Annotated in this window: 24 protein-coding genes and 1 pseudogene; 14 read left to right on the top strand and 11 right to left on the bottom strand. The window is 57.7% G+C overall.

Annotation, left to right across the window (positions count from 1 at the left end):
• The 4 genes and pseudogenes from BFP70_RS21425 to araD all read right to left on the bottom strand — a co-directional run.
• Positions 1–171, bottom strand: a pseudogene (locus BFP70_RS21425) (aldehyde dehydrogenase (NADP(+))); the annotation flags it as partial.
• A 28-nt stretch (positions 172–199) separates the two neighbouring features.
• Positions 200–937, bottom strand: a complete 738-nt coding sequence (locus tag BFP70_RS14475) for an SDR family oxidoreductase (protein ID WP_066012370.1) — start codon at positions 935–937, stop codon at positions 200–202.
• Position 938: 1 nt separating this feature from the next.
• Positions 939–1,838 (bottom strand): dihydrodipicolinate synthase family protein, encoded by a 900-nt coding sequence (locus BFP70_RS14470; protein ID WP_066012369.1) that lies wholly within the window; start codon positions 1,836–1,838, stop codon positions 939–941.
• Between the two features lie 13 nt (positions 1,839–1,851).
• Positions 1,852–3,594 (bottom strand): L-arabinonate dehydratase, encoded by a 1,743-nt coding sequence (araD, locus tag BFP70_RS14465; RefSeq protein WP_066012368.1) that lies wholly within the window; start codon positions 3,592–3,594, stop codon positions 1,852–1,854.
• A gap of 227 nt (positions 3,595–3,821) precedes the next feature.
• Between araD and BFP70_RS14460 the strand changes: the two genes are divergently transcribed.
• From BFP70_RS14460 to BFP70_RS14445, 4 genes are all read left to right on the top strand, one after another.
• Entirely contained in the window at positions 3,822–4,865 is a 1,044-nt protein-coding gene (locus BFP70_RS14460; RefSeq protein WP_066012367.1) for a tripartite tricarboxylate transporter substrate binding protein, read from the top strand.
• Positions 4,866–4,961: 96 nt separating this feature from the next.
• Positions 4,962–5,381 (top strand): tripartite tricarboxylate transporter TctB family protein, encoded by a 420-nt coding sequence (locus BFP70_RS14455; protein ID WP_066012366.1) that lies wholly within the window; start codon positions 4,962–4,964, stop codon positions 5,379–5,381.
• 13 nt (positions 5,382–5,394) lie between these two features.
• Complete coding sequence (locus BFP70_RS14450; RefSeq protein WP_066012365.1) at positions 5,395–6,891, top strand: tripartite tricarboxylate transporter permease; 1,497 nt, start codon at positions 5,395–5,397, stop codon at positions 6,889–6,891.
• Between the two features lie 107 nt (positions 6,892–6,998).
• Positions 6,999–7,976 (top strand): LacI family DNA-binding transcriptional regulator, encoded by a 978-nt coding sequence (locus tag BFP70_RS14445; RefSeq protein ID WP_066012364.1) that lies wholly within the window; start codon positions 6,999–7,001, stop codon positions 7,974–7,976.
• Here the strand turns inward: BFP70_RS14445 and BFP70_RS14440 are convergent.
• The gene (locus BFP70_RS14440; RefSeq protein WP_066012363.1) at positions 7,973–9,172 is read right to left on the bottom strand and encodes a hypothetical protein; all 1,200 of its coding nucleotides are present in this window, start codon (positions 9,170–9,172) and stop codon (positions 7,973–7,975) included. The genes BFP70_RS14445 and BFP70_RS14440 overlap by 4 nt on opposite strands.
• A 214-nt stretch (positions 9,173–9,386) precedes the next feature.
• On the opposite strand from BFP70_RS14440, the gene BFP70_RS14435 reads away from it, so the two are divergent.
• From BFP70_RS14435 to BFP70_RS20405, 3 genes are read left to right on the top strand one after another with little or no spacing between them, the layout of a single operon-like run.
• Positions 9,387–10,799 carry a cytochrome ubiquinol oxidase subunit I gene (locus BFP70_RS14435; RefSeq protein ID WP_066012362.1) on the top strand — a complete coding sequence of 471 codons (1,413 nt, stop codon included), beginning with the start codon at positions 9,387–9,389 and terminating at the stop codon, positions 10,797–10,799.
• Between the two features lie 3 nt (positions 10,800–10,802).
• Complete coding sequence (gene cydB, locus BFP70_RS14430; protein ID WP_066012361.1) at positions 10,803–11,810, top strand: cytochrome d ubiquinol oxidase subunit II; 1,008 nt, start codon at positions 10,803–10,805, stop codon at positions 11,808–11,810.
• On the top strand, positions 11,810–11,953 hold the full coding sequence (locus tag BFP70_RS20405) for a DUF2474 domain-containing protein (protein ID WP_083217532.1): 144 nt from the start codon (positions 11,810–11,812) through the stop codon (positions 11,951–11,953). Before cydB ends, BFP70_RS20405 begins: the two co-directional genes overlap by 1 nt.
• 139 nt (positions 11,954–12,092) lie before the next feature.
• On the opposite strand, the gene BFP70_RS14425 is transcribed toward BFP70_RS20405, so the two are convergent.
• Together BFP70_RS14425 and BFP70_RS14420 are read right to left on the bottom strand one after the other, a co-directional pair.
• Positions 12,093–13,181 (bottom strand): ParB N-terminal domain-containing protein, encoded by a 1,089-nt coding sequence (locus tag BFP70_RS14425; protein WP_066012360.1) that lies wholly within the window; start codon positions 13,179–13,181, stop codon positions 12,093–12,095.
• A complete protein-coding gene (locus tag BFP70_RS14420) occupies positions 13,178–14,485 on the bottom strand; it encodes an AAA family ATPase (protein ID WP_066012359.1) in 1,308 nt (435 codons plus the stop codon). Before BFP70_RS14420 ends, BFP70_RS14425 begins: the two co-directional genes overlap by 4 nt.
• Positions 14,486–14,902: 417 nt before the next feature.
• On the opposite strand from BFP70_RS14420, the gene BFP70_RS14415 reads away from it, so the two are divergent.
• Positions 14,903–15,670 carry a hypothetical protein gene (locus BFP70_RS14415; RefSeq protein WP_255356722.1) on the top strand — a complete coding sequence of 256 codons (768 nt, stop codon included), beginning with the start codon at positions 14,903–14,905 and terminating at the stop codon, positions 15,668–15,670.
• A 171-nt stretch (positions 15,671–15,841) separates the two neighbouring features.
• Here BFP70_RS14415 and pcaF read toward each other — a convergent pair whose 3' ends face one another.
• From pcaF to BFP70_RS14400, 3 genes are read right to left on the bottom strand one after another with little or no spacing between them, the layout of a single operon-like run.
• Complete coding sequence (gene pcaF, locus BFP70_RS14410) at positions 15,842–17,035, bottom strand: 3-oxoadipyl-CoA thiolase (RefSeq protein WP_066012358.1); 1,194 nt, start codon at positions 17,033–17,035, stop codon at positions 15,842–15,844.
• Entirely contained in the window at positions 17,035–17,724 is a 690-nt protein-coding gene (locus BFP70_RS14405; protein ID WP_066012357.1) for a 3-oxoacid CoA-transferase subunit B, read from the bottom strand. Before BFP70_RS14405 ends, pcaF begins: the two co-directional genes overlap by 1 nt.
• Positions 17,721–18,428 carry a 3-oxoacid CoA-transferase subunit A gene (locus BFP70_RS14400; RefSeq protein WP_066012356.1) on the bottom strand — a complete coding sequence of 236 codons (708 nt, stop codon included), beginning with the start codon at positions 18,426–18,428 and terminating at the stop codon, positions 17,721–17,723. The genes BFP70_RS14405 and BFP70_RS14400 overlap by 4 nt, the downstream gene beginning before the upstream one ends.
• Positions 18,429–18,530: 102 nt before the next feature.
• Between BFP70_RS14400 and BFP70_RS14395 the strand changes: the two genes are divergently transcribed.
• Positions 18,531–19,286 carry an IclR family transcriptional regulator C-terminal domain-containing protein gene (locus BFP70_RS14395; protein WP_066012355.1) on the top strand — a complete coding sequence of 252 codons (756 nt, stop codon included), beginning with the start codon at positions 18,531–18,533 and terminating at the stop codon, positions 19,284–19,286.
• Here the strand turns inward: BFP70_RS14395 and BFP70_RS14390 are convergent, their stop codons facing one another.
• Entirely contained in the window at positions 19,287–20,309 is a 1,023-nt protein-coding gene (locus BFP70_RS14390; protein WP_066012354.1) for a substrate-binding domain-containing protein, read from the bottom strand.
• A 147-nt stretch (positions 20,310–20,456) separates the two neighbouring features.
• Here BFP70_RS14390 and iolG point away from each other — a divergent pair, with 147 nt between their 5' ends.
• The 5 genes from iolG (at position 20,457) to BFP70_RS14365 (ending at position 25,613) form a co-directional block, all read left to right on the top strand.
• The gene (gene iolG, locus BFP70_RS14385; RefSeq protein ID WP_066012353.1) at positions 20,457–21,449 is read left to right on the top strand and encodes an inositol 2-dehydrogenase; all 993 of its coding nucleotides are present in this window, start codon (positions 20,457–20,459) and stop codon (positions 21,447–21,449) included.
• A gap of 116 nt (positions 21,450–21,565) precedes the next feature.
• Positions 21,566–22,483, top strand: coding sequence for a sugar ABC transporter substrate-binding protein (locus BFP70_RS14380; RefSeq protein ID WP_066012352.1), 918 nt, complete (start codon positions 21,566–21,568; stop codon positions 22,481–22,483).
• 76 nt (positions 22,484–22,559) lie between these two features.
• Positions 22,560–23,666, top strand: a complete 1,107-nt coding sequence (locus BFP70_RS14375; RefSeq protein ID WP_066012351.1) for an ABC transporter permease — start codon at positions 22,560–22,562, stop codon at positions 23,664–23,666.
• Position 23,667: 1 nt separating this feature from the next.
• Positions 23,668–24,447: an ATP-binding cassette domain-containing protein gene (locus tag BFP70_RS14370; protein ID WP_066012350.1), complete on the top strand. Its 780-nt coding sequence runs from the start codon at positions 23,668–23,670 to the stop codon at positions 24,445–24,447.
• 59 nt (positions 24,448–24,506) lie between these two features.
• A complete protein-coding gene (locus BFP70_RS14365; protein WP_066012349.1) occupies positions 24,507–25,613 on the top strand; it encodes a Gfo/Idh/MocA family protein in 1,107 nt (368 codons plus the stop codon).
• Positions 25,614–25,777: the final 164 nt, after the last annotated feature.

The following is a 25,777-nucleotide window of genomic DNA, read 5'->3' as shown; positions in this document are numbered from 1 at the left end:
CCAAAACGCATCTTCGGCCGCCTGCACCGCGCGATCCACAAGATCAACCGTGCCCACGCTGAAATCATGGCTGGGCCCATGCGCCGGGCTCGACGCAAAAAACGCCGTCCCTGAAACCCAATCGCCCGCAATCAAATGCTGACCATGCGGCGTGAATTTTATATCAAGCATATGTCTCTCCTTTCGGGAAACGCAGGGATCACCCGCGCCCGATATACGGCATGGCAGCGGCCATCACCGTCATGAATTGAATGTTGGTTCCGGCAGGCAGATCGGCCATATGCCGGACAGATGCCGCGACCTCGGCTGCGTCGATCATCGGTTCGGGCCTGATGGACCCATCTGCCTGCGGCACACCTTTGCGCTGCCCCGCGGCCATATCGGTCATTGCATTGCCGATATCGATCTGACCGCAGGTGATGTTGAACGGCCTGCCATCCAAAGACAACGACCGCGTCATGCCCGTCACCGCATGTTTCGACGCGGTATAGGCGATAGAGCCGGGCCGGGGCACATGCGCCGACACCGATCCGTTATTGATGATCCGCCCTCCTTGCGGATCTTGGTGTCGCATCCGGGAAAACGCCGCTCGTGCAGATAGAAACATGCCGGTGACATTGGTGTTCATCACCCGATGCCATTGCGCGACCTCCATCTCATCAGGCAGCACGGATTTCAGCCCGACACCGGCATTGTTGAACAACACGTCAATCCGGCCCCAGGCCTGCATTGCGGTGTCGAATGCGGCATCCACCTCAGCCTCTTGCGTGACATCACAGTGCAGCGCAAGCGCACGATCATGCGCCTGCACCAGCGCCTGCAAAGGCTCGGCCCGGCGTGCAACCAATCCCACACGCCAACCCGCCGCCAGAAATTCCAGTGCCGTGACCCGCCCGATACCAGAGCTTGCGCCGGTGATGATGATTGAACGGTCCATTTTAGATCAAACCATTACGAGACAGAAAATCCGTCATTCCTGCCTGCTGGCGGTCGGTCAACGGCCATGCCGATGGGGGGCGCGTCGGGCCACAATCATACCCGGTCGCCTGCAACGCAGCCTTCACCCCGGTGACATTGGTCCCGTTCAGCTCTTCCGCGCGGATGTCTTCAAACGGTGCCATATCCGCGATCAGCGCATTGGCACGCGGATAATCCCCGGCCTCTAATGCTCCATGAATTTCCATCGACCGCTCGGGCCAGATATTGATCAGACCAGAGGTAAAACCGCGCGCCCCCACCGCATAAAACACCGGGGCCCAAACCTCGGCCAGGCCATCTACCCATGTAATATCTGGATCGCAGGCCGCAATCGCCGCTGCCAGTTTCATCGGGTTGGGCGTGGCCCATTTCACACCCTTCACGCCCGGCAGGTCGCACAGCGCCTTGATCCCATCGGTGCCAATCGCATCATTGCGCAGATACAGCATCAACGGCAAGCCGCCCGACGCCTCAGAGATTTGGCGCACATACTCCACCGTGCCGCGCGGGGCCACAAACGGATCTGGTGGCTGATGCACCATCAGCGCCGCAGCCCCTGCCTGCGCTGATTCTTCGGCCAAAATACACGCATCCCGAATGCCGCGCCCAACACCCGCCAGCACCGGCGCGCGCCCATCGACCATTTTGCACACTTCGCGCACCATAGTGCAGGCTTCCTGCGTGGTCAGCGCGTAAAACTCACCGGTATTGCCATTGACCACGGGCATATGCATCCCCGCAGCCAACGCCCGGTCGATGATCGGTTGCAGCTTTTGCGGGGCCAGTTCGCCCGCCTCATCATAGGGCGTCACAAGGATACCAGAGATCCCGCCAAGCGCCTTATCCAGATCATATGCCATCAAATTCCCCCCTTCAGAAAATGTCAGGTTCACGGTTCGGCGCACCGAAATCCGTCTGCAAGTAATCAAAATCACAGCCCTTATCGGCCTGGGTCACATGTTTGGTGAACATATAGCCATAGCCGCGTTCATAATGTGGTTCGGGTGCCACCCAGGCCGCGCGCCGACGGGCGATCTCATCCTCATCAACCAGCATGTCCAGCCGCCGGCCTTCCAGATCCAGTCGCACGATATCGCCGGTTTTCAGCAACGCCAAAGGCCCCCCGACAAAGCTTTCGGGTGCCACATGCAGCACACAGGCCCCATAGGACGTGCCCGACATCCGCGCATCTGAAATCCGCAGCATATCGCGATGGCCTTGTTTGATCAGTGCCTTAGGGATCGGCAGCATGCCCCATTCGGGGAAACCCGGCCCACCTTGCGGCCCTGCATTGCGCAGCACCATCACTGTATCGGGCGTAACCTGCAGGTCCTCATCATCCACCGCCTTCTTCATCTCGGGGTAGCTGTCGAAGACCAAGGCCGGACCTTCATGCTGATAATATTTTGGATCACAGGCTGCGGGTTTGATCACCGCACCATCGGGGCAAAGGTTGCCGCGCAACACCGCCAAGGATCCTTCTTTATACACCGGGTTGGATAGCGGCCGGATGACATCGTCATTGTAAACCTGCGCCCCTTCCAGATTTTCACCCATCGTCTTGCCCGTCACAGTGATGGCCGAACAATCCAAACGGTCCTCGATCTGCTTCATCAGCGCGCGCAACCCGCCCGCATAGAAGAAATCTTCCATCAGGTAATCTTTGCCCGATGGGCGCACATTCGCGATCAGCGGCGTATTGCGCCCCAAAGCGTCCAGATCATCCAGCGTCAGATCCACCCCGGCCCGGCGCGCCATCGCGATCAAATGCACCACTGCATTGGTAGAACATCCCGTCGCCATCGCCACAATCGCCGCATTTTGCACCGAACCTTTGGTGATGATCTGATCGGGCGTCAGATCTTCCCAGACCATATCGACAATCCGCCGCCCACAGGCCGAAGACATCCGCTCGTGATTGCTATCCACCGCCGGGATAGAGGAGGCGCCGGGAAGCGTCAGCCCCATCGCATCGGCAATCGCGGTCATTGTCGATGCTGTGCCCATTGTCATGCAGGTGCCCGCCGACCGCGCGATGCCGCCTTGCACGCCCAGCCATTCCTCATCCGAGATATTTCCGGCGCGGCGCTCGTCCCAATATTTCCAGGCATCAGAGCCCGATCCAAGGATCTTACCCGCGTAATTGCCGCGCAGCATCGGTCCGGCGGGCAAATAGATCAGCGGCACACCGGCCGAAATCGCACCCATCACCAAACCCGGCGTGGATTTGTCACAGCCGCCCATCAACACCACACCATCCAACGGATGCGCGCGGATCTGCTCTTCTGTCTCAATTGCCAGAAGATTGCGAAACAGCATTGATGTCGGCTTGTTGAACGATTCATCCACTGACAGCGACGGCAATTCCACCGGGAAACCACCCGCCTGCAACACGCCCCGCTTCACATCCTTCGCCCGCGATTTGAAATGCGCATGGCATGAATTCAGCTCTGACCATGTGTTCAAGATGCCGATGATTGGCTTACCGCGGAACTCTTCTTCGGCATAGCCCAGCTGCATCATGCGGGATCTATGTCCAAAACTGCGCAGGTCGTCAGGGCCGAACCAGCGCGCCGAACGCAGCTCATCAGGGGTCTTTCGCGTCTGTGTCGTCATCATAGTCCTCCCAAGTCTTGCTTGATGTATGCGCATACATGATCGCCTGTCAACGATCTCCTTCCACATTCCGTAAATATAAATTTTCAGATAAAAAATTGTTTGACACCTTGGGTGAATCCATGGTGAACGTAAATGTATGCGCTTACATAAAGTGCGATTGGCAGAGTGGAGGCTCTGGCGAAGCGCCCGTAAACAAACGGGTTTTAACCTTTGGGAGGAAGACAATGAAACTTACCCGCAGAACGATTCTGGCCGCTGTGAGCACCGCGGCCCTGTTGGCACAGCCATTGATGGCCACCGCGCAGGATCTACCGCGTAATATCCGTATGGTGATCGGCTCAACTTCGACCGGCGGCGATACTTACCAAAACTCCGCCATTGTCGCAGATGCGCTGTCGGAAAAACTGGGCGTGAATATCAAGGTAGACGCGGTTGGCGCGGTCGCGGGGTTCAAGGCGCTTGCGCGGGACAAACGCGGCACCACCATCATGATGTTCCATGATTTTGCCTATCTGGCCGAATTGTATGGTGGCAAAGGTTTCGTCAATCCGTTTGAAAACTACATTGTTGGCGCAACGGTCGCCACCAATCCCGGCAATGCCTTCCTAGTGCCGAAAAATTCACCCTATCAAACCATGACCGATATTTTGGATGCCGCCGCCAATGGTGAAAAAGTCCGCGTCGCGATTCAGCCCGGCGGCGTCTCCGAACTTGGCTTCTCGGCAATGAAAAATGCGGCCAATGTCAACAAACCCGGCTCTGGCGAAAATATCGTTGCCGTCAACACCGGCTCTCAATCCGATAAGAACCAGGCGATGTGGGATGGTCTGGCAGATGTCATTAACGGTTCGATCCAATCGAATGAGCAGTTCACCCAGCTGCCCGAAGATGATCAAAAGGCCATGCGCTTTGTCTGGATCACCGCCAGCCCGGAAACCTTGAACGGCGCGCCAGAGGCAGGCATGGGCAAAATGACACGCGACGATATGTTGAAATATGCTGCGCCTGAAACCCATGTGCCACTGAATGCCAGCGAAGATTTCACCTTTGATAAGGAATTTTTCTTTATCTATAACAAGGACATGGATCCAGCAATCATCGATAAGATTGATACCGCGTTGAGCGAAATCTATGCGGATGGCGCGATCCAGGACCGTCAGACAGAGGCGTTCTTTATTCCAAACTTCCGCCCCTCGGCACAGGCGCGTGAGCACCTGATTGAAAAACGCACGACCTATGGCGATGTGATTTCGGAAATCTCCGGCTAATATTGCCCCTTTTCGGCCCCTGCCCGTCCTTCCTCCTTGGGTGGGGGCCGTTGATCTTGTGCCTTTTTTGACGTTCAGAACCTAACGGAGACACTCATGGGCGATCTGACCCGTGTGACGATCAATTTTGATACGTCGCATCTTTTGTTCCCAACATTGATCGGCTGTGTTCTTGGCCTGCTGGCCTTGGCCATCGTGATCCGAGACCGTAAATCCGTTCTAAACGCACATCGGCATTGGGCGCAGGTCATGCGCGCCACCGATAAACCGCGGTTTTTCGGCACGCTGGCGCTGACGATCCTGTATTTTTCATTGATGGTTCCCGTGGGGGATATCTGGCCCAATACCGGCATGGGGTTCTTGCTGTGCTCTATCCCATTCGTCGCATTGACCGGCCTGCTGTTCATGCATGATCGCAGCCTGAAACATGCGCTGCCTATGTTGATCGTTTCGGTTGTTGCCCCGCTGATCGTGTGGTGGCTGTTCACCGACCTATTTTACCTGACGCTGCCCTAAGGATCTGCCGATCATGGACATGTTTGAATTCCTCTCGCCGCTGTTCGTGCTGCTGACCATTGGCGGCACGCTTGTTGGCATTATCTTTGGCGCCATCCCCGGGATGACGGCAACAATGGCGGTCGCAGTCTGCCTTCCCGTCACCTATTCTCTGGGGCTGGAAAACGGTCTGGCGCTTTTGCTTGGGCTGTATGTGGGCGGCATTTCCGGCGGGCTGGTCCCGGCGATTTTGCTTGGCATTCCGGGCACGCCCAGCTCTATCACCACCACATTGGATGGCTATCCGATGGCGAAACAGGGCCACGGCGAAAAGGCCTTGCGCATCGGCATCATCGCGTCGCTTGTGGGTGGCTTGATCTCGCTGGTGATCCTTGATCTGTTTGCGCCGGCATTGGCAGATTTCGCGATCCGCTTTTCCTATGTTGAGAAATTTCTGATCATCCTTTTTGCGCTATCGGTCATGGCTGCGCTGTCCTCTGACCTGTTGTTGGGGATCTTCTCTGGTTTTTTGGGCATCTTCATTTCATTGATCGGCACATATGATGTGACCAAGGGCGGCAATGGCGAATGGCGCCTGATCCCACCGGGCACGGAATATTGGCTTGAATCGGGATTTTCGCTGCTGCCGGTGTTGATCGGCCTGTTTGGTCTGGCCGCCATTCTCGACGAGGCTCAAACAGGCGCCCTCCCCGGTATGAGCCAAAAAGACATCAAAATCGGCCAGTCAGAGCGGTTCTCGCTACGGATTTTCAAGGGTCAGACGGTCAATCTGATCCGCTCCAGCTGCATCGGCACATTCGTTGGGATCCTGCCCGGCGTGGGTGGTTCGGCCGCGTCGATCCTCAGCTATTCCAATGCCAAGACCTTCTCAAAAAATCCCGAGAATTTCGGCAAGGGTGAACCCGCAGGCATCATGGCATCCGAGGCAGGCAATAACGGCCTGACCGGCGGTGCGCTTGTCCCCCTGTTGTCGCTTGGCATTCCCGGCGACAGCGCCACCGCCTTGTTGATTGGCGCATTCACCTTGCAAGGGGTGCAGGTTGGCCCACTGTTCATCGCCAATAACCCGGTGACATGGGATGCGATGATCATCGCCATGCTGATCGCCAATCTTGCGATGTTCGTTTTGATGTATTTCGCCATCCGCTATTTTGCGATGGTGGTCACCGTGCCCAAGCACATCTTGTTCCCGGTGATTTTGATGATGTGTGTGATCGGCGCCTATACGATCAATTATGGCATTATGTTTGACGTTTGGACGTTGCTGATCTTTGGCATCTTCGGCTGGATGATGAGCAAGCTGCGGCTAGAGGTAGCGCCCTTTATCATTGGCTTCATCCTTGGCCCATCAGCAGAAGTGTATTTCGTCAAAACATTGGAATCCTTCGGCGATGTCTCGATCTTCTTCACCAAAAGCCCGATCGCCGTCGTTTTGTGGCTGTTGATTGTGGGGTCTATCGGCGGGTCAATCTGGCTACACCGCAGCGCTTCTAAACATCGCGATGCATGATCCCCATTGCACCCGTGCGCAGCTGATCCCAAAGTAGCGGTATGGATACGCAACACGACAAATCGATCAAGCGCGCCCCCGGAGGGAAATCCGGCGGGCGCGTCACTATGAGCACAATCGGCAAGCTGGCAGGGGTGTCACAGGTCACCGTGTCCCGCGCCCTGTCAGACCCAGCCAAAGTTTCACCCGCCACGATGACGCGCATCCGCGAAGCAATTGAAATCACTGGTTTTGTTCCAAATGCTGTGGCCGGGGCGCTGGCGTCGCGCAAATCCATGCTAATTTCGGCCATCGTGCCATCGATCACCAATATCGTGCATGCGTCTATGGTGCAGGCGTTTTCCATTCCAATGCGCGAAAAGGGCTATGAAATCCTTTTATCCGAGAGCGGCCTTGATGCCGAAAACGAAGAAAAACTGATCGCGGCCCATTTGTCGCGCCGTCCCGATGCGATTTACTTGACCGGAATTCATCACAGCCCGCAGGCGCGTAAGATGCTGATGGGCGCCGATATTCCCGTCGTAGAGGTCTGGGACCTGACCGACACACCCATAGATATCTGTGTTGGGTTTCACCACTCTCAGGCGGGACGCGCAGTGGCGGATTTCGTGCATCAATCCGGACATAAACGCGCAGCCACTGTCTCCGCCGGGGATGAGCGCGCGCGCCGCCGCCGCGATGCCTTTTCCAATCGTTTCGCAGATTTAACCGGCAGCGACATCCCCACCGTGACATTCGAGGCCAGTGCATCACTGTCTGGTGGGCGGCAGGCCCTGTCGCGCCTGATTGACGAAGACAACTTCACCGAAGGCGCTATTTTCTGCTCTTCTGATCTGCTGGCTCATGGCGTCCTGGTCGAGGCGGAATCGCGCCAGCTTGATATCCCCGGTAAGGTCGCGATCATCGGCTTTGGCGATCAAGATTTCGCCCAGCATCTTCACCCCGCGCTGACCACCGTGCGCGTGGATCGCGGCGATCTGGGGCGCGCTGCAGCGACGCATCTGTTGAAACGTATCGCGGGCGAGCCGGCGCATAATGCCAAGCTCGACATCGGTTTCACCATCATCAAACGCCACACGGCCTAGGCAGACAGATCCATCACAGGTGCCTGATGCAATATCTTGGTCGTGGCCCCTGCCCCGCCGATGCCAATCGCGCCCGCATATGCCGCACCCTCAATCCGCATGGAGCCTTCGCCAAGCTGCACGACAAGCGCATCGCCCTCCCATTGTGCGCTCCATTCCACGCCCCGGCCCAGATCAATCGCCAATGTTGCCCCTGCCGCAACCGACACAACATCGTTCCCATCCCCCGCGTCATATTGCAACACGACAGAGCCGCCCGCGACATGGATCAGGTCATCCCCCGTTCCGCCACTGACCGACACATCTTCCACCGTTTTGATCGTCAGCACATCATTGCCGGCGCCCAGTCGCACATCCGCCGGGGCATCATGCCCGGCGGCAAACCCTTTGCTGCGAAGGTCTGAACGGGTCCAGCTATAGGCATTCGACGCGCCCATCACCGCGTCAATCACCACCGTATCTGCGCCTGATCCGGTGTCGATGCCACGCAGCGCGCCTGCCACCATCGTCAAGCTGTCATTCCCATCACCGGTGGCGATATTTTGCACCAATGCGGCCTGAATCGCTACGGCATCATTGCCGCCACCGGTCGACACACGGTCCACAATCTGCGCCTGAATGGCCACCGCGTCATTGCCTGCTACCTGTGTTGCACGCCCATGTGAACGGCCCCATGCACGCCCGGGATCGGTGCGGATATCGCTGACCACATCGGCCTCAATAACAACGGCATCATTGCCCGCGCCTGTGCGCATCTTTTCCACCGCAGCGGCAGACACAGAAACGGAATCATCCCCTGCCCCCGTCGTCAGCCGGGACACCACACCTGATGTATACACAGACACGGCATCGCGATCTTGATTGCTGGACATTGCGACCATTGTGCTTGATCCCCGCTCGGTCAACATTTTCAGCCGCGATAGCGCGTTCAGCATCCCTTCCAATTTATCGGCATGGGCGGCGCGGCGCCGGCTGGTGGCATCTTCGCCCCGGCCCAGACCCGTTTCGGCCAGCACGGATTGATTGACTCCGTTCGCGCCATTCTTGCTGCCCGCATCCACCGCGGCAACCAGATCGCGCAAGACATCGGGGTCACGCTCCACATTGGCCTCTCCCATGGACAGCACACTGGCCTGCGCCCCGCCCGCTCCGGTTTGTGCCGTCAGGACTGACAGCGATGTCACTGAAAAAGTCATTCCCACGCTCCTGATCCATACCCTCACTCAGGGTGCAGGAAGAGTGTTAACGACAGTATACGCGCCAAGGTTGAAAATAGATCAATTTGAAATCACGCTGCAGTGAGCCACCTGAGACGGAATGCCACAGTGTGACACCATGCCATGACGACACCGCATGGTCTGATAACATAACATAGTTCTTGAATGTATCTAGCGACGTTGGGGAGCCACAATGACAGCCGAACTCCTAGCACGGTGGCAATTTGCCTTCACCGTGTCCTTTCATATCATATTTCCAGCCTTTTCTATCGGGTTGGCAAGCTACTTGGCCGTGCTGAATGCACTTTGGCTCGGCACCAAAGACGAAACCTATCTAACCCTTTTCAATCACTGGAAAAAGATCTTTGCCGTTGCCTTTGGCATGGGCGTCGTGTCGGGCATTGTAATGTCCTATCAATTCGGCACCAACTGGTCGGTCTTTTCCGATAAGGCTGGGCCGGTGATCGGCCCCTTGATGGGATATGAGGTGCTGACCGCCTTCTTTCTGGAGGCCGGGTTTCTGGGCATCATGTTGTTTGGCCGCAAACGTGTGGGCGACGGATTGCATATGGTCGCCACCGCAATGGTTGCCATTGGCACGCTGATTTCCGCCACATGGATCTTATCAGTCAACAGTTGGATGCAAACGCCGGCGGGGTTTTCCATCGCGCCCAACGGGCAATTCATCCCCGAGGATTGGTGGGCCATCGTGTTCAACCCGTCCTTTCCGTATCGCTTGGTGCATATGGTCTTGGCCGCCTATCTGACGACCGCATTGGTGGTCGGCGCAGCCTCGGCGTGGCATTTGCTTAAAGACCGCCGCGCCTTTCGCGAAAACCCGGCGACACGACGCGCCTTTGCCATGGCGATGGGGATGCTGATTGTGGTGGCGCCGCTGCAGATCATCGCGGGGGATGAGCACGGGCTGAACACGCTGGAACATCAGCCAGCCAAGATCGCCGCGATGGAGGGGCATTTCACCGCCCATGCGCCGGGCGAAGGTGTGCCGCTGCTGCTGTTTGGCATCCCCGATCAGGCCAATCAGAAGATGGATTACGCCATTGGCATTCCCCATCTTGGGTCGTTGATCCTGACCCATTCCTGGGATGGGCAGATCCCGGCACTGTCGGATTTCCCCATCGCGGATCAGCCGCCGGTATGGATCGTGTTCTGGTCCTTCCGGGTGATGGTCGCGCTGGGATTCGCGATGCTGGGGCTGGGCATCTGGGCGCTGTTCGCCCGACTGCGTGGCGCGCTGTTTGACGCCCCGTGGCTGCATCGCGCCGCCGTTATGATGGGGCCTGCCGGTTTCATTGCGGTTCTGGCCGGCTGGATCACGACCGAGGTCGGGCGCCAACCCTGGACGGTCTATGGTCACCTGCGCACCGCTGAAAGCCATTCTCCGCTGGAATTCAGCGCGGTCGCCACATCCCTGACCGCCTTTGTGCTGGTGTATTTCTTCGTCTTTGGCGCGGGCACATTCTATCTGATGCGCATGATGTCGAAATCACCGGGCACGCCGCGCCTTGGGCTGCGCGATGGCCCCATCCGCACCGCCGGGATTGCCCCCGGCGTGGCAGAAGATCCGATGAAACGAGAGGATTAAGCCATGTTCGGATTTGAACTTTCCTTCCTATGGGCCGGCATTATCGCCTTTGCCGTGCTGACCTATGTTGTGCTTGATGGGTTCGATCTTGGCATCGGGATCCTATTTCCTGCGGCCAAAACCGAAGGCGAACGCGATGTGATGATGAATTCCGTCGCCCCGATTTGGGATGGCAATGAAACCTGGTTGGTGCTGGGCGGTGGCGGCCTATTTGCCGTCTTTCCATTGGCCTATGCCATTGTAATGCCAGCACTTTATGCACCAATCGTGGCGATGCTGCTGGCGCTGATTTTTCGTGGCGTGGCGTTTGAATACCGCTGGCGCACTGCACGGTGGAAACGCGTATGGGATTGGGGGTTCTTTGGCGGATCCTTCGTGGCGGCGTTGTGTCAGGGCATCGCCCTGGGTGCGTTGGTGCAGGGTATTGCCGTCGAAGACCGTGCCTATGCCGGCGGAAATTGGGATTGGCTGACGCCATTCTCACTGCTGACCGGCAGCGCGGTGGTGATTGGCTATGCGCTGCTGGGCGCGACATGGCTCAACCTAAAGTTGACAGGTCGCATTCAAGCGCATATGCGCCAGCTGGCCCTGCCCTTGGGCGCAGCCACGCTGGTCTTTCTGATCCTGGTGTCTGTGTTTACGCCGATGCAGGACCCGATCTATTGGGAGCGGTGGTTCACCCTGCCCTCTGCCCTGTTTTCTTATGCGGTGCCGGCACTGGTGCTGGCGGCGGCCTATGGGCTGTGGACCGGGCTGCGTCATGGCAAAGACCTGCGGCCGTTCCTATGTGCGCAGGCGCTTTTCGTGCTGGCCTTCATTGGGATCGGCATCTCATTCTATCCGATGATGGTGCCGCCAGAGCTGACGATCGCACAGGCCGCAGCGCCCGACAGCAGCCTGAAGTTCGCCTTGGTCGGAACGTTGTTTCTGGTGCCGATCATCCTTGCCTATACTGCCTATGCCTATTGGGTGTTCCGGGGCAAGATTGACCCGGATGAGGGGTATCACTGATGACCTTCCCCGCGGGGAAGACCTCCCCTCCATCACAACAGCCGCGCTGGCTGCGGCGCATCGGCTGGTTCATCGCCCTATGGATCATTGGTGTAGCTGCGGTTGGGGTGTTGGCCTATGCCATCCGGCTGATGATCCCCTGAACCAAAAGCGTGACAGAACATTAAAAACCCCCGCTCGTAATTGCGAGCGGGGGTTTTCTCTTTCAATGTCGCGGGCGGCTCGACCTTCCCCGCAGGGAAGGCACTTCCCGCCCGCATCTTCCCCGCGGGGAAGATTGCCTTATTGCAAACCGTCCAACATATGGCGCAACGCGTCTTCCAACCGTTGCCGGTCCAAGGTGGAAAAGTCCCGATCCATGCGAATTTCCAACCTGCCATTCGATGCGGTACATTTGGCCTGCCCGACCTGAAACACGGTGCGCGCCTTGCCCGAGCGTTTTACGGCCGGTGTTTTGGCAACGGGCGGCGCAACTGTCAGATCCTCAAGCGCATCACGCAGAGCATTAAGCTCTTCGGTCACCGAACGGTTATCAAGATCCTTCAGCACACCGCGAATATGCAGCGCCAGGTCTGGACGTTCCTCCAATGCGGTCACAAGCGAGAGCCCTAGCGAGCGCGGCACATGCTGAATGAATTGCAGATCATCGCCCAGGCGTTCAACCAATTTGATGAAGTTCCGAATGTAGCTGCGCTTTTGATAGCCCGCGCTTGCGAACAATTCTGCCACTGCTTTATCCGGATCATTCTGCGCCGTGGCCGGATCGCGCGCATAATTCAATGCAAGCGTAGCCATTTCACCGAAAGAGATATCTTTGCGCACAAGGTTTTCATCGACCATGCGCCGATACAGGCCTTCCAGATCTTCCCCGCGGGGAAGAATGCCCGCCGGGATTGCCCCCCATTTATCGGTGTCGCCGGTTTCCTCCAGCAAGCGCTTAAATGCGGACAGGCGCCGGAACCCCTGGATCAGCTCATATCGACCATCATCACGAGCTTCCAACCGGATCGGGTTTGACAGGCCGAGTTCACGGATTGAGGTCACCAATTCGGTCAGTTCGATATCGTCACCGGACGCGCGATCGCGCACCAGCTTCCAGGTATCAACCTTATCCAAAGGCACCAGATCCACGATCAGGCCCAGCTTCTTCATCCGGACATGCTCGGCGGCCAGCGCATCGTTTTCGACTCTAATACGCTCTTCCAGAGCCTTCCGGTCACGCAGGCTTGCCGCGTTCTCGCTGATCGCGGCAGCCATCGGCGAGCGCCGGGGCGCCGGGCCAGAAGGCGCCGGTTTAGGGTCTATTTCTGCCGGAATAGAGTCTTCCTCATCGGGCAGGTCGATAGCAAAGGTGCGGCGTTTCTTGGTCATTCAACATCCTCCAGCTTGTCCCATGCTTGAGTGAAGCAATCCTTGAATTCATCATAGGCCCGGTCAAAGCTGGCGCGGGCGCGTCGCCATGTCTCTCGCGTCATGGAGCGGTAGTCGATTTCATAAACCGAAGAGAGGAAGCGACCGGATTGTTCCACCGCCCGCGTCATCTCAATCGGGTTCTTTGCCAACCTGTCACCGAAGACATTACCGAAGGCTTCGAACATCGCGCGGTGCAGATCATTGCCCGGTTCAAACCGCGTCATCAGAAAGCGGATGTCGAGGAATTCTTTTGGCAAGGTCATATTCCCCGCGGGGAAGGTGCCTTCAAACCCATGCGCCAAATCGCCAAGGGCCTCGGCCAGCTGACCGATGAATGATGTCGTGGAATCGTATTCCCAATAGCCCGGGCCGGATGGGATATAGAGCACATCAGCCGCGAAGACTGCATTCATCGATTGATAGCCGATCGCCGGAGGGCAATCGAAAACGACAACATCATAGGCGTCGGGCGGGATGCTATCGAGGTAGCGCGCGACGGCGGCAAAGAAGGACCACTCAGGGTTCAGGTGCCGATATTGCGCCGAGGCGAATTCAACAAAGGCCGCGTTGGCGCATGAGGGGATCATATCAATGGTCGGCCATGCGGTCGGACGAATGAAATCGTCGATGCGCAAACTGTCGAGACCAAGATCCAGGATTGAACCAGGCAATTTGCGCCGGGGCAGGGCGGTGCCGGATTCCGCTGCCTGAGAGGAGCTGTTCATCCGCTCTGTCTCGCGGATCAGGTCGCGGGCGATGATGCCCCAGACGGTGAGTTCTTCAGAAACATCATTGAGACCCATCGAATGCGTCAGCGTTGCCTGGGGATCGAAGTCGACCAGCAACACCCTGTAGCCATCAAGCGCGGCCGCATGCCCCATATGAAGTGCGACTGTCGATTTACCCGCACCGCCTTTGAAGTTGGAAATCGCAACGCGGATCGCGCGTTTGTTCGCCGGACGTTTGGGCAAAAGGGAACGGCGGTTCACCTTCATCTTGCGGCGCATCTCGTTGATCTCGGTCAGGGAGAACCAACGCTGGCGTCCCTCTTCTTCAACTTCCCCGCCGGGAAGATCGGTATCGGCAGCGAGCCGTCCGCGGAACGTGGATTGGTTGATCTTCAAGATCAGCTCCGAAACCTCCCAGCTGGAAAAGCGGCGCAGGCTTTTCTCATGCTCTGGTGAGAAGGTCTGACGCCGGATGGCGGCTTGCATTTTCTGTGAGCGAGACCGGAGCTGCTCAAGATCCTCATGGGTATACATCTATATATGCCTCTTGCTGGACGCTATTTCTTGATGCGGACAGAAATACGCTGGATTTGCATTTAACGCAAAACCTAAGTTACTCTTGAACAAGATTTCGGATTTAACGTCCGGAACCAAGGAAATAAGCGCCATATGGCGCGAATCGCTTGGAACAGCCGGGCTGTCGATTCGCGGGGAAGACGGTCAGAGGTGGTGCTTATTTCGGGTGACAAAACTGATGCCCTACCATTGGTTGAGGTGACACCTAAACCCTAATGGGGTGACACACTATATGTCCCCTATTACCAATAATTACCGTTCTTTTGAATCTGATTTTGAATCTGTGTTTGGGAATTTGGGGCAGGTGCTTGACAGAATCGGAGAAGTGGACGCAAATGGGCAGCATCAGGACGATAGCGTCTGGAAGCCGGCGAAATGATCGGCAGACAGGACGCAGAGGCATCACCGCAGACCCGTTTCGGGTTTGATATCATCGGGTGGGGGACCACCAAGGGCAGAGCTATGTTAAAGAAAGCCGTCGGCCGCGGAGCTGCCGCGCGTAAATATGACCTACTGACGATTCTGGGAAGCTTTGCTTTGTCACAGAATAAGACGTTGCAGCGTCAGGCCTTGCGGCTGATTTGCCTGATGACCGCGCGCTATAATTGGCAAGCTGATGAATTGTCGATTGGTCAGGCGGATATTGCACGGCTGTGGTCGGTGGATGTGCGCACGGTGAAGCGCGAAATGTCGGCGCTGCGCGATCGCGGCTGGCTGGTCGAGAAGCGGGCTGCGGCGCGTGGGCGTGTGACATTATATGGGTTGGGCGTTGCGCAGATCCTGGAGGATACGCGCCCATCCTGGGAGAAGGTTGGCAGTGATCTGGTGGAGCGTCTGGGCGGCGGACCCGAGCCAGAGGCGGTGGCGCCTGTGTCCAACATCATCCCGTTCCGTGGCGGTGAGACGCCTACAGGGGAGGGGTTGTGGCCACGGGTTGCCGCGCGTTTGATGGAGCATCATGCCACGGCCTACGGGTCATGGTTCGTACATTTGAGAGATGTGTCCGAGCGGCCTGACGAGTTGATTTTGAAGGCAAATTCGGGCTTTCAGGCGAGCTATATCGAGACGCATCTGCGCGCCACGCTGGAGGCGGTGATCCGCACGGTGGGGGCAGGGGCCATCCGGCTGAAAATCATTGGCTAAGGGCGCGAGGGGGCGGTCCGCCCCCTTTTGTGGCAGATGCCACAATTCACCCCCTGAGGATATTTATGGCAAGATGAATAGGGCGATTCACGTGAAACCTTTGGGCCTGGTGCATGAAAAAGGGCGCAGCCAGATGGCCGCGCCCAATTGAAGAAAAACAAGACGGAGAGTTTAGACGCCTTCAAGTGCGATCGCGATGCCTTGACCGACGCCGATACACATGGTTGAGAGCGATTTTTGCCCTGCGGTGAGCTGCAGCGCAGCTGTGCCGGTGATCCGCGCGCCAGACATGCCCAGCGGATGGCCCAGAGCGATTGCACCGCCATTCGGGTTCACGCGGGCATCATCATCTGCGATGCCCAGATCGCGCAATGTGGCAAGACCTTGAGAGGCGAAGGCCTCGTTTAGCTCGATCACGGCGAAATCATCGGTGGTCAGACCCAGACGTGCCATCAGCTTTTTCGATGCGGGGGCCGGGCCAAAGCCCATGATGCGCGGGGGCACGCCTGCGGTCGCGCCGCCGAGGATTTTGGCGATCGGGGTGAGGCCGTGGCGTTTCATCGCTGCTTCGGAGGCAAGGATCAGGGCGGCGGCCCCGTCATTAACGCCCGAAGCATTGCCTGCGGTGATTGTGCCGCCTGGCTTTACGAAGCCTTTGAGTTTGCTGAGTGTTTCGATGGTTGAGGCGCGTGGATGTTCATCGGTATCGATGACAACCGGATCGCCTTTGCGCTGTGGAATCGAGACGGGGGTGATTTCGCGCGCCAAGCGACCATTGGCAATGGCAGCAGCCGCGTTGATCTGGCTGCGCAGGGCCATTTTGTCCTGATCTTCGCGGGAAATGTTGAAATCCTCTGCCACGTTTTCAGCGGTTTCGGGCATGGAATCCACGCCATATTGCGCCTTCATCAGTTTGTTGACGAAGCGCCAGCCGATTGTGGTGTCATGGACCTCATTCGCGCGGGAATAGGGGCTGGTTGCTTTGGGCATCACGAAAGGGGCCCGCGACATGGATTCGACGCCGCCTGCGATGGCGAAGTCAATCTCGCCGGATTTGATCGCGCGGGCGGCCGTTATGATCGCATCCATGCCCGAGCCGCACAGCCGGTTCATTGTGGTGCCAGGCACTGTGTCGGGCAATCCCGCCAGAAGCGAGGACATTCGCGCAACGTTGCGATTGTCTTCACCGGCCTGGTTGGCACAGCCGAAGATGACCTCATCCACGTCGGACCAGTCAATATCATGGCTTGCCATCAATGCTTTAAGCGGGATCGCGCCAAGGTCATCGGCGCGGATCGGGGCAAGCCCGCCGCCATAGCGACCGATGGGCGTGCGGATATAGGAACAGATATAGACGTCTTGCATTATGCCAGCTCCTCTGGGCAAATCAGGTCGATGACCTCGCCGTCGGTATGCAAAGGCGCACCGGTGAGGGCCTGAAGATCGTCAAAGCTGATGGCGGGGATTTTCTCACGCAGGACGAAATGGCCATCGACCACGTCGATCAACGCGAGAGAGGTATAGATACGGGTGACGCAGCCGACGCCGGTCAGTGGCATCGTGCAGGCCGCGACCAGCTTGGGATCGCCCTTTTTGGTGACGTGATCGGTCAGAACCGCCACGCGTTTGGCCCCGTGGACCAGATCCATCGCGCCGCCAACAGCCGGAACGCCGCCTTTGCCGGTGGACCAGTTCGCCAGATCGCCATTTTGCGCGATTTGATAGGCGCCAAGGATTGCCACATCCAGATGACCGCCGCGCACCATCGCGAAACTGTCCGCGTGGTGGAAGAAGGCAGTTCCGGGCTTGATCGTGATCGCCTTTTTACCGGCGTTGATGCAGTCCCAGTCCTCGTCGCCCTTTTCCGGGGCTTTGCCGAAATCCAACACGCCGTTTTCTGTGTGGAAGATCGCTTCGCGGCCTTCAGGTTGGAAACGAGCGACCATTTCGGGGAAGCCGATGCCAAGGTTCACATAGGCGCCGTCTTCGATGTCCTGGGCGGCACGCCATGCGATTTGCGCGTTTGAAAGTTTGATTGTGTCCAGATCGATCATGGGTAAACAGCCCCTTCGCGGTTGAGCACTTCTTCCTGGGCGGGGTTTGGTACTTCTATGATATGATTGACGAAAATGCCGGGGGTGATGACATGTTCAGGATCGATCGCACCCAGTTCGACGATCTTTGATGCCTGCGCGATGGTCACGGTTGCAGCGGTTGCCATCACCGGATTGAAGTTACGCGCGGCCATGCGATAGGTCAGGTTGCCATGTGGATCGGCTTCTTCTGCCTTGATGAGCGCGTAATCCGCCTTCAGCCAGCGTTCTTGCACATATTCCCGGCCTTCAAACGTGCCGATGGCTTTGCCATTTGCCACATCTGTGCCGTAGCTGGTGGGTGTGTAAAACGCGGGAATACCTGCGCCGCCGGCGCGGATGCGTTCGGCCAATGTGCCTTGGGGAACGATTTCCAGCTCAATTTCGCCAGCCAGATAGGCTTCGGTGAAGACGCGCGGGTCTGCCGAGCGCGGGAATGAGCAGATCATTTTGCGCACGCGCTTTTGCTCGATCAGTGCCGCGATGCCAACATGGCCGTTGCCGGCATTGTTGTTGATAACCGTCAGATCTTTTGCGCCTTGGTCGATCAGGGCGTGGATCAGTTCGATTGGCGCACCGGAGCCGCCGAACCCGCCGATCATGATGGTCGCACCGTCGGGGATGCCCGCGACTGCTTCGGCCAATGAGGGTAGTGTTTTATCCATGAAAGTACCTCCTGGGGCAGGTTTTACGCCTGTGCCGTGCACCGATCCAGCCCGCCTGTACGCATGTTGACATTTGTTCGTATTGCGTTAAGTCGCGTGCGCATGGTGAACAAAACAGATATAATTGCCTCTTTGGCAAAGGGCCTGCGGGTGATTGAGTGCTTTCGCGCCGAAACACCGCGCCTGTCGATTGCCCAGGTGGCCGATGCCGCAGGGATGGACCGTGCAACTGCGCGGCGGTGCCTGTTGACCCTGCATCACGAGGGATATGCGGATTATGACGGCAAATTCTTTCAATTGACAGCACGGGTTTTGCGCCTGGGCATGGGGGCGCTTGCGGCATTGCCATTGCCGCAAATCGTGCAACCGTGGTTAGATCAACTGTCTGATCAAATTGGACAATCCTCTTCTGTTGCGATTTTGGACGAAGGGGAGATTGTGTATATCGCGCGCGCAGCGCAGCGCCGTGTGATGTCCATCGGTCTGATGCCCGGATCGCGACTGCCGGCGCATTCGACATCGATGGGGCGGGTGTTGCTGGCGTCGTTGCCCGATGCGCAGGCGGGTGCAATCGTGGATCACGCAGATCTAAGCCCGCGCACGCCACGGTCACTGACCTCCCCTGCGGAGATCATGGCGCGGATTGCACAGGCGCGCGCCGATGGATATGCCGTGATCGACCAAGAGGTTGAGATTGGTCTATGTTCCGTTGCCGTGCCGATTTTTGATGCACATGGGCGGGTGATTGCCGCGCTGAATTCGGGCATGGCGGCGTCACAGATGGTGGGTCATGATCTGGTAGAAGAGTTTGTTCCGGCATTACTGAAAGTTCAGGAGGCACTGCGCCGGGTGTTGTAATCAAGCGCTGTCCCGGATCACCAGATGGCCGTTGAACAACCGATCTTCGCTGTCGCTGGCGCGATTGTCCAAGACCTCTACCAGATATTCTGCCATCTTGGTCAATGGTTGGCGGTAGGTCGTCAGATTGTAATTTGGACTTGCGGCTTGTGGGACATCGTCAAACCCGGTGATCGCGATATCTTCGGGAACGCGCAGTTTGAAATGATGGCGCAGCGCATCGGTGGCCCCGATCGCAAGGGAGTCATTTTCACACACGATAATATCAGGAAAATCAGCCGGTTCGCGCCCTGATAGGGATTTGACGACACGATCATAGGCCATTTGGGAATCATAGGCGCGCACGCCAATTGATTCCGGCGTACACCCGGTTCGCGCTTTCCAGAAATTCATGAAAGTTTCGTGGCGGATCAAATGCGCGGAATAGGTCAGCGGCCCGGCAAGGAACATTGGCCGAGTATAGCCACGCGATAGAACATATTCCGCGATTTCAGTCATCGCATGTTTATCATCCACGGCGATCGAGATGGTGTTGGGGTGCTGTGAGATCCGAGCATAGATGATCAATTGACGAAATTGCCCCGCCCCGCGCGCGGTTTTTAGCACGTCATCGTCAAATTGAATGCCGATCAAGATCACCGCATCGACCCGGCGTTGGCTGGCATTCAGCAGCGCGTCATCAGTATCATCGCGCGACAGGGTGTTGACCAACAGGGTATCCCAGCCGTTCTGGCGCAAGATTCGCGTCAGCCGCTCCATCATCACCAGCTTATGCGGGTTGGAAAAGTCATCGACCAGCAGCGCCACAAGATTGGAACGCGACGACGCCAAGCTGGAGGCGCGCATATCAGGAACATAGCCAAGCGCAAGCGCCGCCTGCATCACCTTTTCGCGGCTTTTTGCAGAGATGGAGGCGTTTTTTTGAAAGGCGCGATTGACGGTCCAGCGGGATACGCCGGCAGCTGTGGCCACATCATCCGCAGTGATATTTTGGCCAGTGGCGTATGTTTTATCCTGTTTCATATGTCCCTTTTACGTCAGCGATCTGCGTTAGCATAGCGTTTTTCTGCTGATTTTGCACGCGCGTGCAGAAATGTGTTGCACGCGCGTGCAAAATGACGGAATACTTTCTTAACGCGGCTGGAGGAACTGCAGATTCGGGAGGGATTTATGCTCAAAGTCGGGCTATTAGGTGCAGGCCGTATTGGTCAGGTGCATGCGGTGAATATTGCGGGGCATGCCGGCAGCACACTTGCCGCCGTGTCGGATGTTTACACAGAAGCGGCGGATAAATTGGCGGCGCAATATGGTGCGGTTTCAACCAGTTCAGACGCGATTTTGGCCGATGACTCGATTGACGCTGTGCTGATCGCAACATCGACCGATACGCATTCCGATCTGATTGAAAAGGCCACTGCGGCGGGCAAAGCGGTTTTGTGCGAAAAGCCGGTTGATCTGTCTCTGGAGCGTGCGCAGGCTTGTTTGGCGAAGGCCACGGCCACGGGCGTGCCGGTGATGATCGGTTTTAACCGTCGATTTGATCCGAATTTTGCCGCCGTGCGCGCCGCGATTGAAGCAGGTGATATTGGCAAGACAGAGCTATTGTCGGTGACCTCGTTTGATCCGGCGCCGCCCCCGGTCAGCTATATCAAAGTGTCGGGTGGTCTGTTCCGTGACATGATGATCCATGATTTCGACATGGCAAATTTCCTGATGGGCGATGCGCCCGTGTCGGTGCGCGCAGTTGGATCCTCGGTGGTTGATCCGGCGATTGGCGAAGCAGGCGATGTGGATACTGCTGTTGTCACGCTGACCTATGCGGATGGCCGGATCGCAGTGATCAAGAATTCCCGGCGCGCCGTGTATGGGTATGATCAGCGGGTCGAGATTTTGGGCGCTGATGGTTTGTTGCAGGCCGGGAATATGCTGGAAAATACCGTGTCGAAATCGACCGTGTCCGGTGTTGTCAGCGCAAAGCCAGAATTTTTCTTCTTAGAACGTTACATGCGGGCCTATGCTGCTGAGTGGGATGCGTTTGTGCAGGCCCTGGCGGGTGGCACAGCCTTCCCGGTGACGTTGGAAGACGGCATTGCCGCATTGGCGATGGCCGAGGCCGCAACGCAATCTGCCAAAACAGGGCAGGCGGTGACGCTGAGCCTGTAAGATTTGCGGCACCCCGTAGGGGGGTGCTGCATTCACAGATCCGGCCCTGGGGAGGGTGCGGATACGGGGCGGTGTGGAGGCTGCTTCGACAATCCATCAATGGGAGGATTATCCATATGAAGAAACTACTTGGTGCAGCAGCAGCGAGCGCGCTGATTGCCGGTTCGGCAATGGCGCAAGACATCATTGTTGTTGCGCATGGTCAGGCAAATGACCCGTTTTGGTCGGTGGTGAAAAACGGCGCGGCGAAAGCGGCTGAAGACACCGGCGCAAACGTTGATTTCCGTTCGCCCGAGACCTTTGATATGGTGCAAATGAGCCAGCTGATCGACGCGGCTGTGAACCAAGAGCCAGATGGGCTTGTGGTGTCGATCCCCGATGCCGATGCGCTTGGCCCGGCGATTGAACGCGCGGTGGCGGCAGGTATTCCGGTTATCTCGATGAACTCCGGGTCCGATGTTGCCCATGATCTGGGTGCCAAGCTGCATGTGGGTCAGTCTGAATTTGATGCAGGCAAAGCGGCTGGTGTGAAACTGGCCGAGATGGGCGGAACCAAAGGTATCTGCGTCAACCAAGAGGTTGGCAACGTATCGCTGGATCAACGCTGTGCCGGTTTTGCAGAAGGCTTTGGCCAAGAGGTCAAGGTCATTCCGACAATGAACGACCCGACCGAAGTTGAATCCAAAGTGCGCGCTGCCCTGTCGGCGGACGAAGATGTTGACACCATTCTGGGCCTGGGTGCGTCGCTTGTGGGGGAGCCTACGGTTGCGGCGGTTAAGGCGATGGGCCGTGAGGATGTCCTGATTGCGTCCTTCGATCTGTCGGCAGGTTTCTTGCAATCGGTCGCGGATGGCGATGCGGCCTTCGCGATTGACCAGCAGCAGTTCTTGCAGGGCTATCTGCCCGTCGCTTTCTTGGCGTTGAATGCGGATTACGGGTTGATGCCGGGCGGCGATGTCGCATCGGGCCCCAATCTTGTGACCCAAGACAGCGCGGCGCAGGTTATTGACCTGTCTGCGCAGGGTATCCGCTAATTTAGCCGGGCCGCGCGTTTCGCGCGCGTGGCCCGCATTTTCCCAACCGAATTGGTTTGAACGACAGGAGGTCCAAATGCCAACGGACGCCACTGCGTCGGCGGATGAACGGGTCAAAGCCGAATCCTTTGCCACGAAATTGATGAAACGACCGGAGCTGGGCGCGATTGGCGGGGTTATCCTTGTCACGTTGTTCTTCATGATCACAGCGGACGGGTCGATGTTTACCTTGTCAGGGATCATGAACTTTCTGACGCCTTCGGCGCAGCTGGGTATTTTGGGTATTGCGGCAGCGATGTTGATGATCGGCGGTGAGTTCGATCTGTCCATCGGGTCGATGGTGGCCTTTGCCGGCATGATCTTTGGTGTTCTGACGGTCAACATGGGGTTGCCGCTGATCTTTGCGATCCCGCTGACGATGATCTTCGCCGCTGCGATTGGCGCGGGCAATGGGGCGATTGTGATCCGCACCGGCCTGCCGTCATTCATCGTTACGCTTGCGGGGCTGTTTATCCTGCGCGGTCTGGCGCTGGTGGGTTTGAAACTGTTCACCAATGGCTCCACCCAGTTGCGCGGTGTGCGCGAGGCGGTTGAGGGCGACTGGCTTGCCCCGGTTTTTTCCGGCGAGGCGTTTCAGGGCCTGTTTGCCAGCCTTGCACAGATGGGCGTGATTGACAGCTTTAAGTCCGGCCTGCCCAAAGTGCCCGGTATCCCGGTGGAAATCTTGTGGTTCATCGCGATTGCCTTGGTGGCGACCTATGTGCTGTTGCGCACGCCTGTGGGGAACTGGATCTTTGCGACCGGTGGTGACACCAATGCGGCGCAAAACTCTGGTGTGCCGGTGAAAAAGGTCAAAATCGGGCTGTTCATGCTGACGGCTTGTGCGGCGGCGCTGGTGGCGATCATCACGGTGATTGACGCAGGTTCGACCGATGCGCGGCGCGGCTTCATGAAGGAATTTGAGGCGATCATTACCGCGGTTATCGGCGGTTGCCTGTTGACCGGCGGTTATGGTTCTGCGATCGGCGCGTTCTTTGGTGCGATCATCTTCGGAATGGTGACGATTGGCCTGACCTACACCAACTTTGACCAAGACTGGTTCCAGGTGTTCTTGGGCGGGATGCTGCTGCTGGCGGTGGTGTTTAACAATGTGATCCGCAAACGTGTGACGGGGGAGCGTTGATATGACCCAACCCATCATCCATATGGAAAATATTGCCAAGCATTTCGGCAATGTGATTGCCTTGAACGGCGTTACCTTTGATGTCATGCCCGGCGAATGCCACTGCCTGTTGGGCGATAACGGTGCCGGAAAGTCGACCTTTATCAAAACCATGTCAGGTGTGCATAAACCGACCTCCGGTTCGGTTACATTTGAAGGGAAGCCGCTGTCGTTTGACAGCCCGCGCGACGCGATGGAGGCGGGGATTGCAACCGTGTTCCAGGATCTGGCGATGATCCCGTTGATGTCTGTCACGCGGAACTTCTTTATGGGGCGTGAACCGACGAGGGGTCGCGGCCTTGGGAAGCGGTTCGACATCGACACCGCGAATGAGATCTGCATGTCCGAGATGCGCAAAATGGGTATCAACCTGCGCGCGCCGGATCAGGCTGTTGGCACATTGTCGGGCGGCGAACGTCAGACGGTTGCGATTGCCCGCGCTGTGTATTTTGGCGCCAAAGTGCTGATCTTGGACGAGCCGACCTCGGCTTTGGGGGTGCGGCAGACATCGAATGTCTTGTCGACCATCGACCGGGTGCGCGGTCAGGGCGTCGGGGTTGTGTTCATCAGCCACAATGTGCGCCACGCGATGGCTGTTGGCGACCGTTTCACTGTGCTGAACCGCGGTCAGACCCTTGGCACAGCCGAAAAGGGTCAGATCACCTCGGCTGAGCTGCAAGACCTGATGGCGGGTGGCCAAGAGCTGGCGCAGCTTGAAGGGTCGCTTGGCGGCACGATCTGAAGTTCCTCCCTCGGGTCGGGGGGCGTTCCCCCGGCCCGTCCTTCGACAGGAGAATAGCGATGACATTGCCATCACAGCCTTTAGGGATTGGTTTGATCGGGACCGGGTTCATGGGGAAATGCCACGCGATGGCATGGCGCAATATGGCCACGGTTTTCGGTGGCGCCCATCCCCGGCTAGAGCTGCTATGCGATATGCCGTTGACGCGTGCGCAGGCCTTTGCCGATCAATTCGGTTTTGCCCGCGCATCCGATGATTGGCAGGCCGTTGTGTCAGATGAGTCAGTGGATGTGGTGTCGATCACCGCGCCCAACGGGATGCATCGGCCAATGGCAGAAGCTGCGCTGCGGGCGGGCAAACATGTGTGGCTGGAAAAGCCGATGGCGCTGACGATGGAGGATGCGCAGGCGATGGCCGATCTGGCCGGCCGCCACCCGGGGCAGATCACGATGCTGGGTTATAATTATCTGCGCAACCCGGCGTTTCAGGCGGCCTGTGCGATGATCGCGGCAGGGGAGATCGGTGAGCTTTTGGCCTTTCGCGGGGTCTATGACGAAGATTACAGCGCTGATCCCGATATGCCATGGTCCTGGCGGATGACGCATAAAGACGGGGGTTTGGGTGCTTTGGGCGATTTGGGCTGTCATCTGGTCGCGTCGATGATCGCATTGATGGGGCCCGTGGCCGAGGTCACGGCGATGACCCAAATCGCGGTGCCGATGCGCCCATCTGACGATGGTCCGCGTGCGGTGGAAAATGAAGATAGTGCGCTGGCGCTGATCCGGTTTGCCAATGGCGCGCAGGGCAGTTTTGCGACATCGCGTGTGGCGCGGGGCCGGAAATGCCGGATGCAATGGGAGGTCCACGGAACGCGTGGCACACTTGTTTTCGACCAGGAAGCGATGAATGAGCTGTGGCTGCACCGCGCCGGAGAGGCCGGGTTCACCCGCCATGTGACCGGGCCCGATCAACCGGATTTTGCGGCATTTTGTCCCGCGCCGGGGCATGGGTTCGGCTTTAACGAACAAAAAGTAATCGAGGCTCGCGATCTGTGTCAGGCCATCGCGGGTGGGCCACAACGCGGACCGAATTTCGCGGATGGCGTCAAGATTGAACAGGTGATCCACGCCATGGCTGCCTCGGAAGGGCAGCCGGTTCGACTATAGGATTGTGAGGGCAAATGTGATGGTTAAGGGACTTGATTTAATTACGATTGGTCGGAGTTCGGTTGATTTATATGGCTCTCAGGTTGGGGGTCGTTTGGAGGACATGGGTTCATTTGAGAAATACATTGGCGGGTCTCCGACGAATATGGCGTGTGGCACTGCGC

This window comes from Thioclava sp. SK-1 (assembly GCF_001705665.1).
Lineage (GTDB): Bacteria > Pseudomonadota > Alphaproteobacteria > Rhodobacterales > Rhodobacteraceae > Thioclava.
The sequence above is the reverse complement of the archived record's forward strand: the minus strand, read 5'-3'. Positions and strand labels throughout refer to the sequence as shown.

Excerpts from the sequence above, each read along its gene's own strand:
- BFP70_RS14435 (WP_066012362.1), top strand. The coding sequence starts at position 9,387 with ATGACAGCCGAACTCCTAGCACGGTGGCAATTTGCCTTCACCGTGTCC.
- BFP70_RS14455 (WP_066012366.1), top strand. The coding sequence starts at position 4,962 with ATGGGCGATCTGACCCGTGTGACGATCAATTTTGATACGTCGCATCTT.
- araD (WP_066012368.1), bottom strand. The coding sequence starts at position 3,594 with ATGACGACACAGACGCGAAAGACCCCTGATGAGCTGCGTTCGGCGCGC.
- BFP70_RS14420 (WP_066012359.1), bottom strand. The coding sequence starts at position 14,485 with ATGTATACCCATGAGGATCTTGAGCAGCTCCGGTCTCGCTCACAGAAA.
- BFP70_RS14375 (WP_066012351.1), top strand. The coding sequence starts at position 22,560 with ATGCCAACGGACGCCACTGCGTCGGCGGATGAACGGGTCAAAGCCGAA.
- BFP70_RS20405 (WP_083217532.1), top strand. The coding sequence starts at position 11,810 with ATGACCTTCCCCGCGGGGAAGACCTCCCCTCCATCACAACAGCCGCGC.
- BFP70_RS14400 (WP_066012356.1), bottom strand. The coding sequence starts at position 18,428 with ATGGATAAAACACTACCCTCATTGGCCGAAGCAGTCGCGGGCATCCCC.
- BFP70_RS14390 (WP_066012354.1), bottom strand. The coding sequence starts at position 20,309 with ATGAAACAGGATAAAACATACGCCACTGGCCAAAATATCACTGCGGAT.
- cydB (WP_066012361.1), top strand. The coding sequence starts at position 10,803 with ATGTTCGGATTTGAACTTTCCTTCCTATGGGCCGGCATTATCGCCTTT.
- BFP70_RS14450 (WP_066012365.1), top strand. The coding sequence starts at position 5,395 with ATGGACATGTTTGAATTCCTCTCGCCGCTGTTCGTGCTGCTGACCATT.
- BFP70_RS14380 (WP_066012352.1), top strand. The coding sequence starts at position 21,566 with ATGAAGAAACTACTTGGTGCAGCAGCAGCGAGCGCGCTGATTGCCGGT.
- BFP70_RS14370 (WP_066012350.1), top strand. The coding sequence starts at position 23,668 with ATGACCCAACCCATCATCCATATGGAAAATATTGCCAAGCATTTCGGC.
- iolG (WP_066012353.1), top strand. The coding sequence starts at position 20,457 with ATGCTCAAAGTCGGGCTATTAGGTGCAGGCCGTATTGGTCAGGTGCAT.
- BFP70_RS14395 (WP_066012355.1), top strand. The coding sequence starts at position 18,531 with ATGGTGAACAAAACAGATATAATTGCCTCTTTGGCAAAGGGCCTGCGG.
- pcaF (WP_066012358.1), bottom strand. The coding sequence starts at position 17,035 with ATGCAAGACGTCTATATCTGTTCCTATATCCGCACGCCCATCGGTCGC.
- BFP70_RS14365 (WP_066012349.1), top strand. The coding sequence starts at position 24,507 with ATGACATTGCCATCACAGCCTTTAGGGATTGGTTTGATCGGGACCGGG.
- BFP70_RS14445 (WP_066012364.1), top strand. The coding sequence starts at position 6,999 with ATGAGCACAATCGGCAAGCTGGCAGGGGTGTCACAGGTCACCGTGTCC.
- BFP70_RS14470 (WP_066012369.1), bottom strand. The coding sequence starts at position 1,838 with ATGGCATATGATCTGGATAAGGCGCTTGGCGGGATCTCTGGTATCCTT.
- BFP70_RS14415 (WP_255356722.1), top strand. The coding sequence starts at position 14,903 with ATGATCGGCAGACAGGACGCAGAGGCATCACCGCAGACCCGTTTCGGG.
- BFP70_RS14475 (WP_066012370.1), bottom strand. The coding sequence starts at position 937 with ATGGACCGTTCAATCATCATCACCGGCGCAAGCTCTGGTATCGGGCGG.
- BFP70_RS14425 (WP_066012360.1), bottom strand. The coding sequence starts at position 13,181 with ATGACCAAGAAACGCCGCACCTTTGCTATCGACCTGCCCGATGAGGAA.
- BFP70_RS14405 (WP_066012357.1), bottom strand. The coding sequence starts at position 17,724 with ATGATCGATCTGGACACAATCAAACTTTCAAACGCGCAAATCGCATGG.
- BFP70_RS14440 (WP_066012363.1), bottom strand. The coding sequence starts at position 9,172 with ATGACTTTTTCAGTGACATCGCTGTCAGTCCTGACGGCACAAACCGGA.
- BFP70_RS14460 (WP_066012367.1), top strand. The coding sequence starts at position 3,822 with ATGAAACTTACCCGCAGAACGATTCTGGCCGCTGTGAGCACCGCGGCC.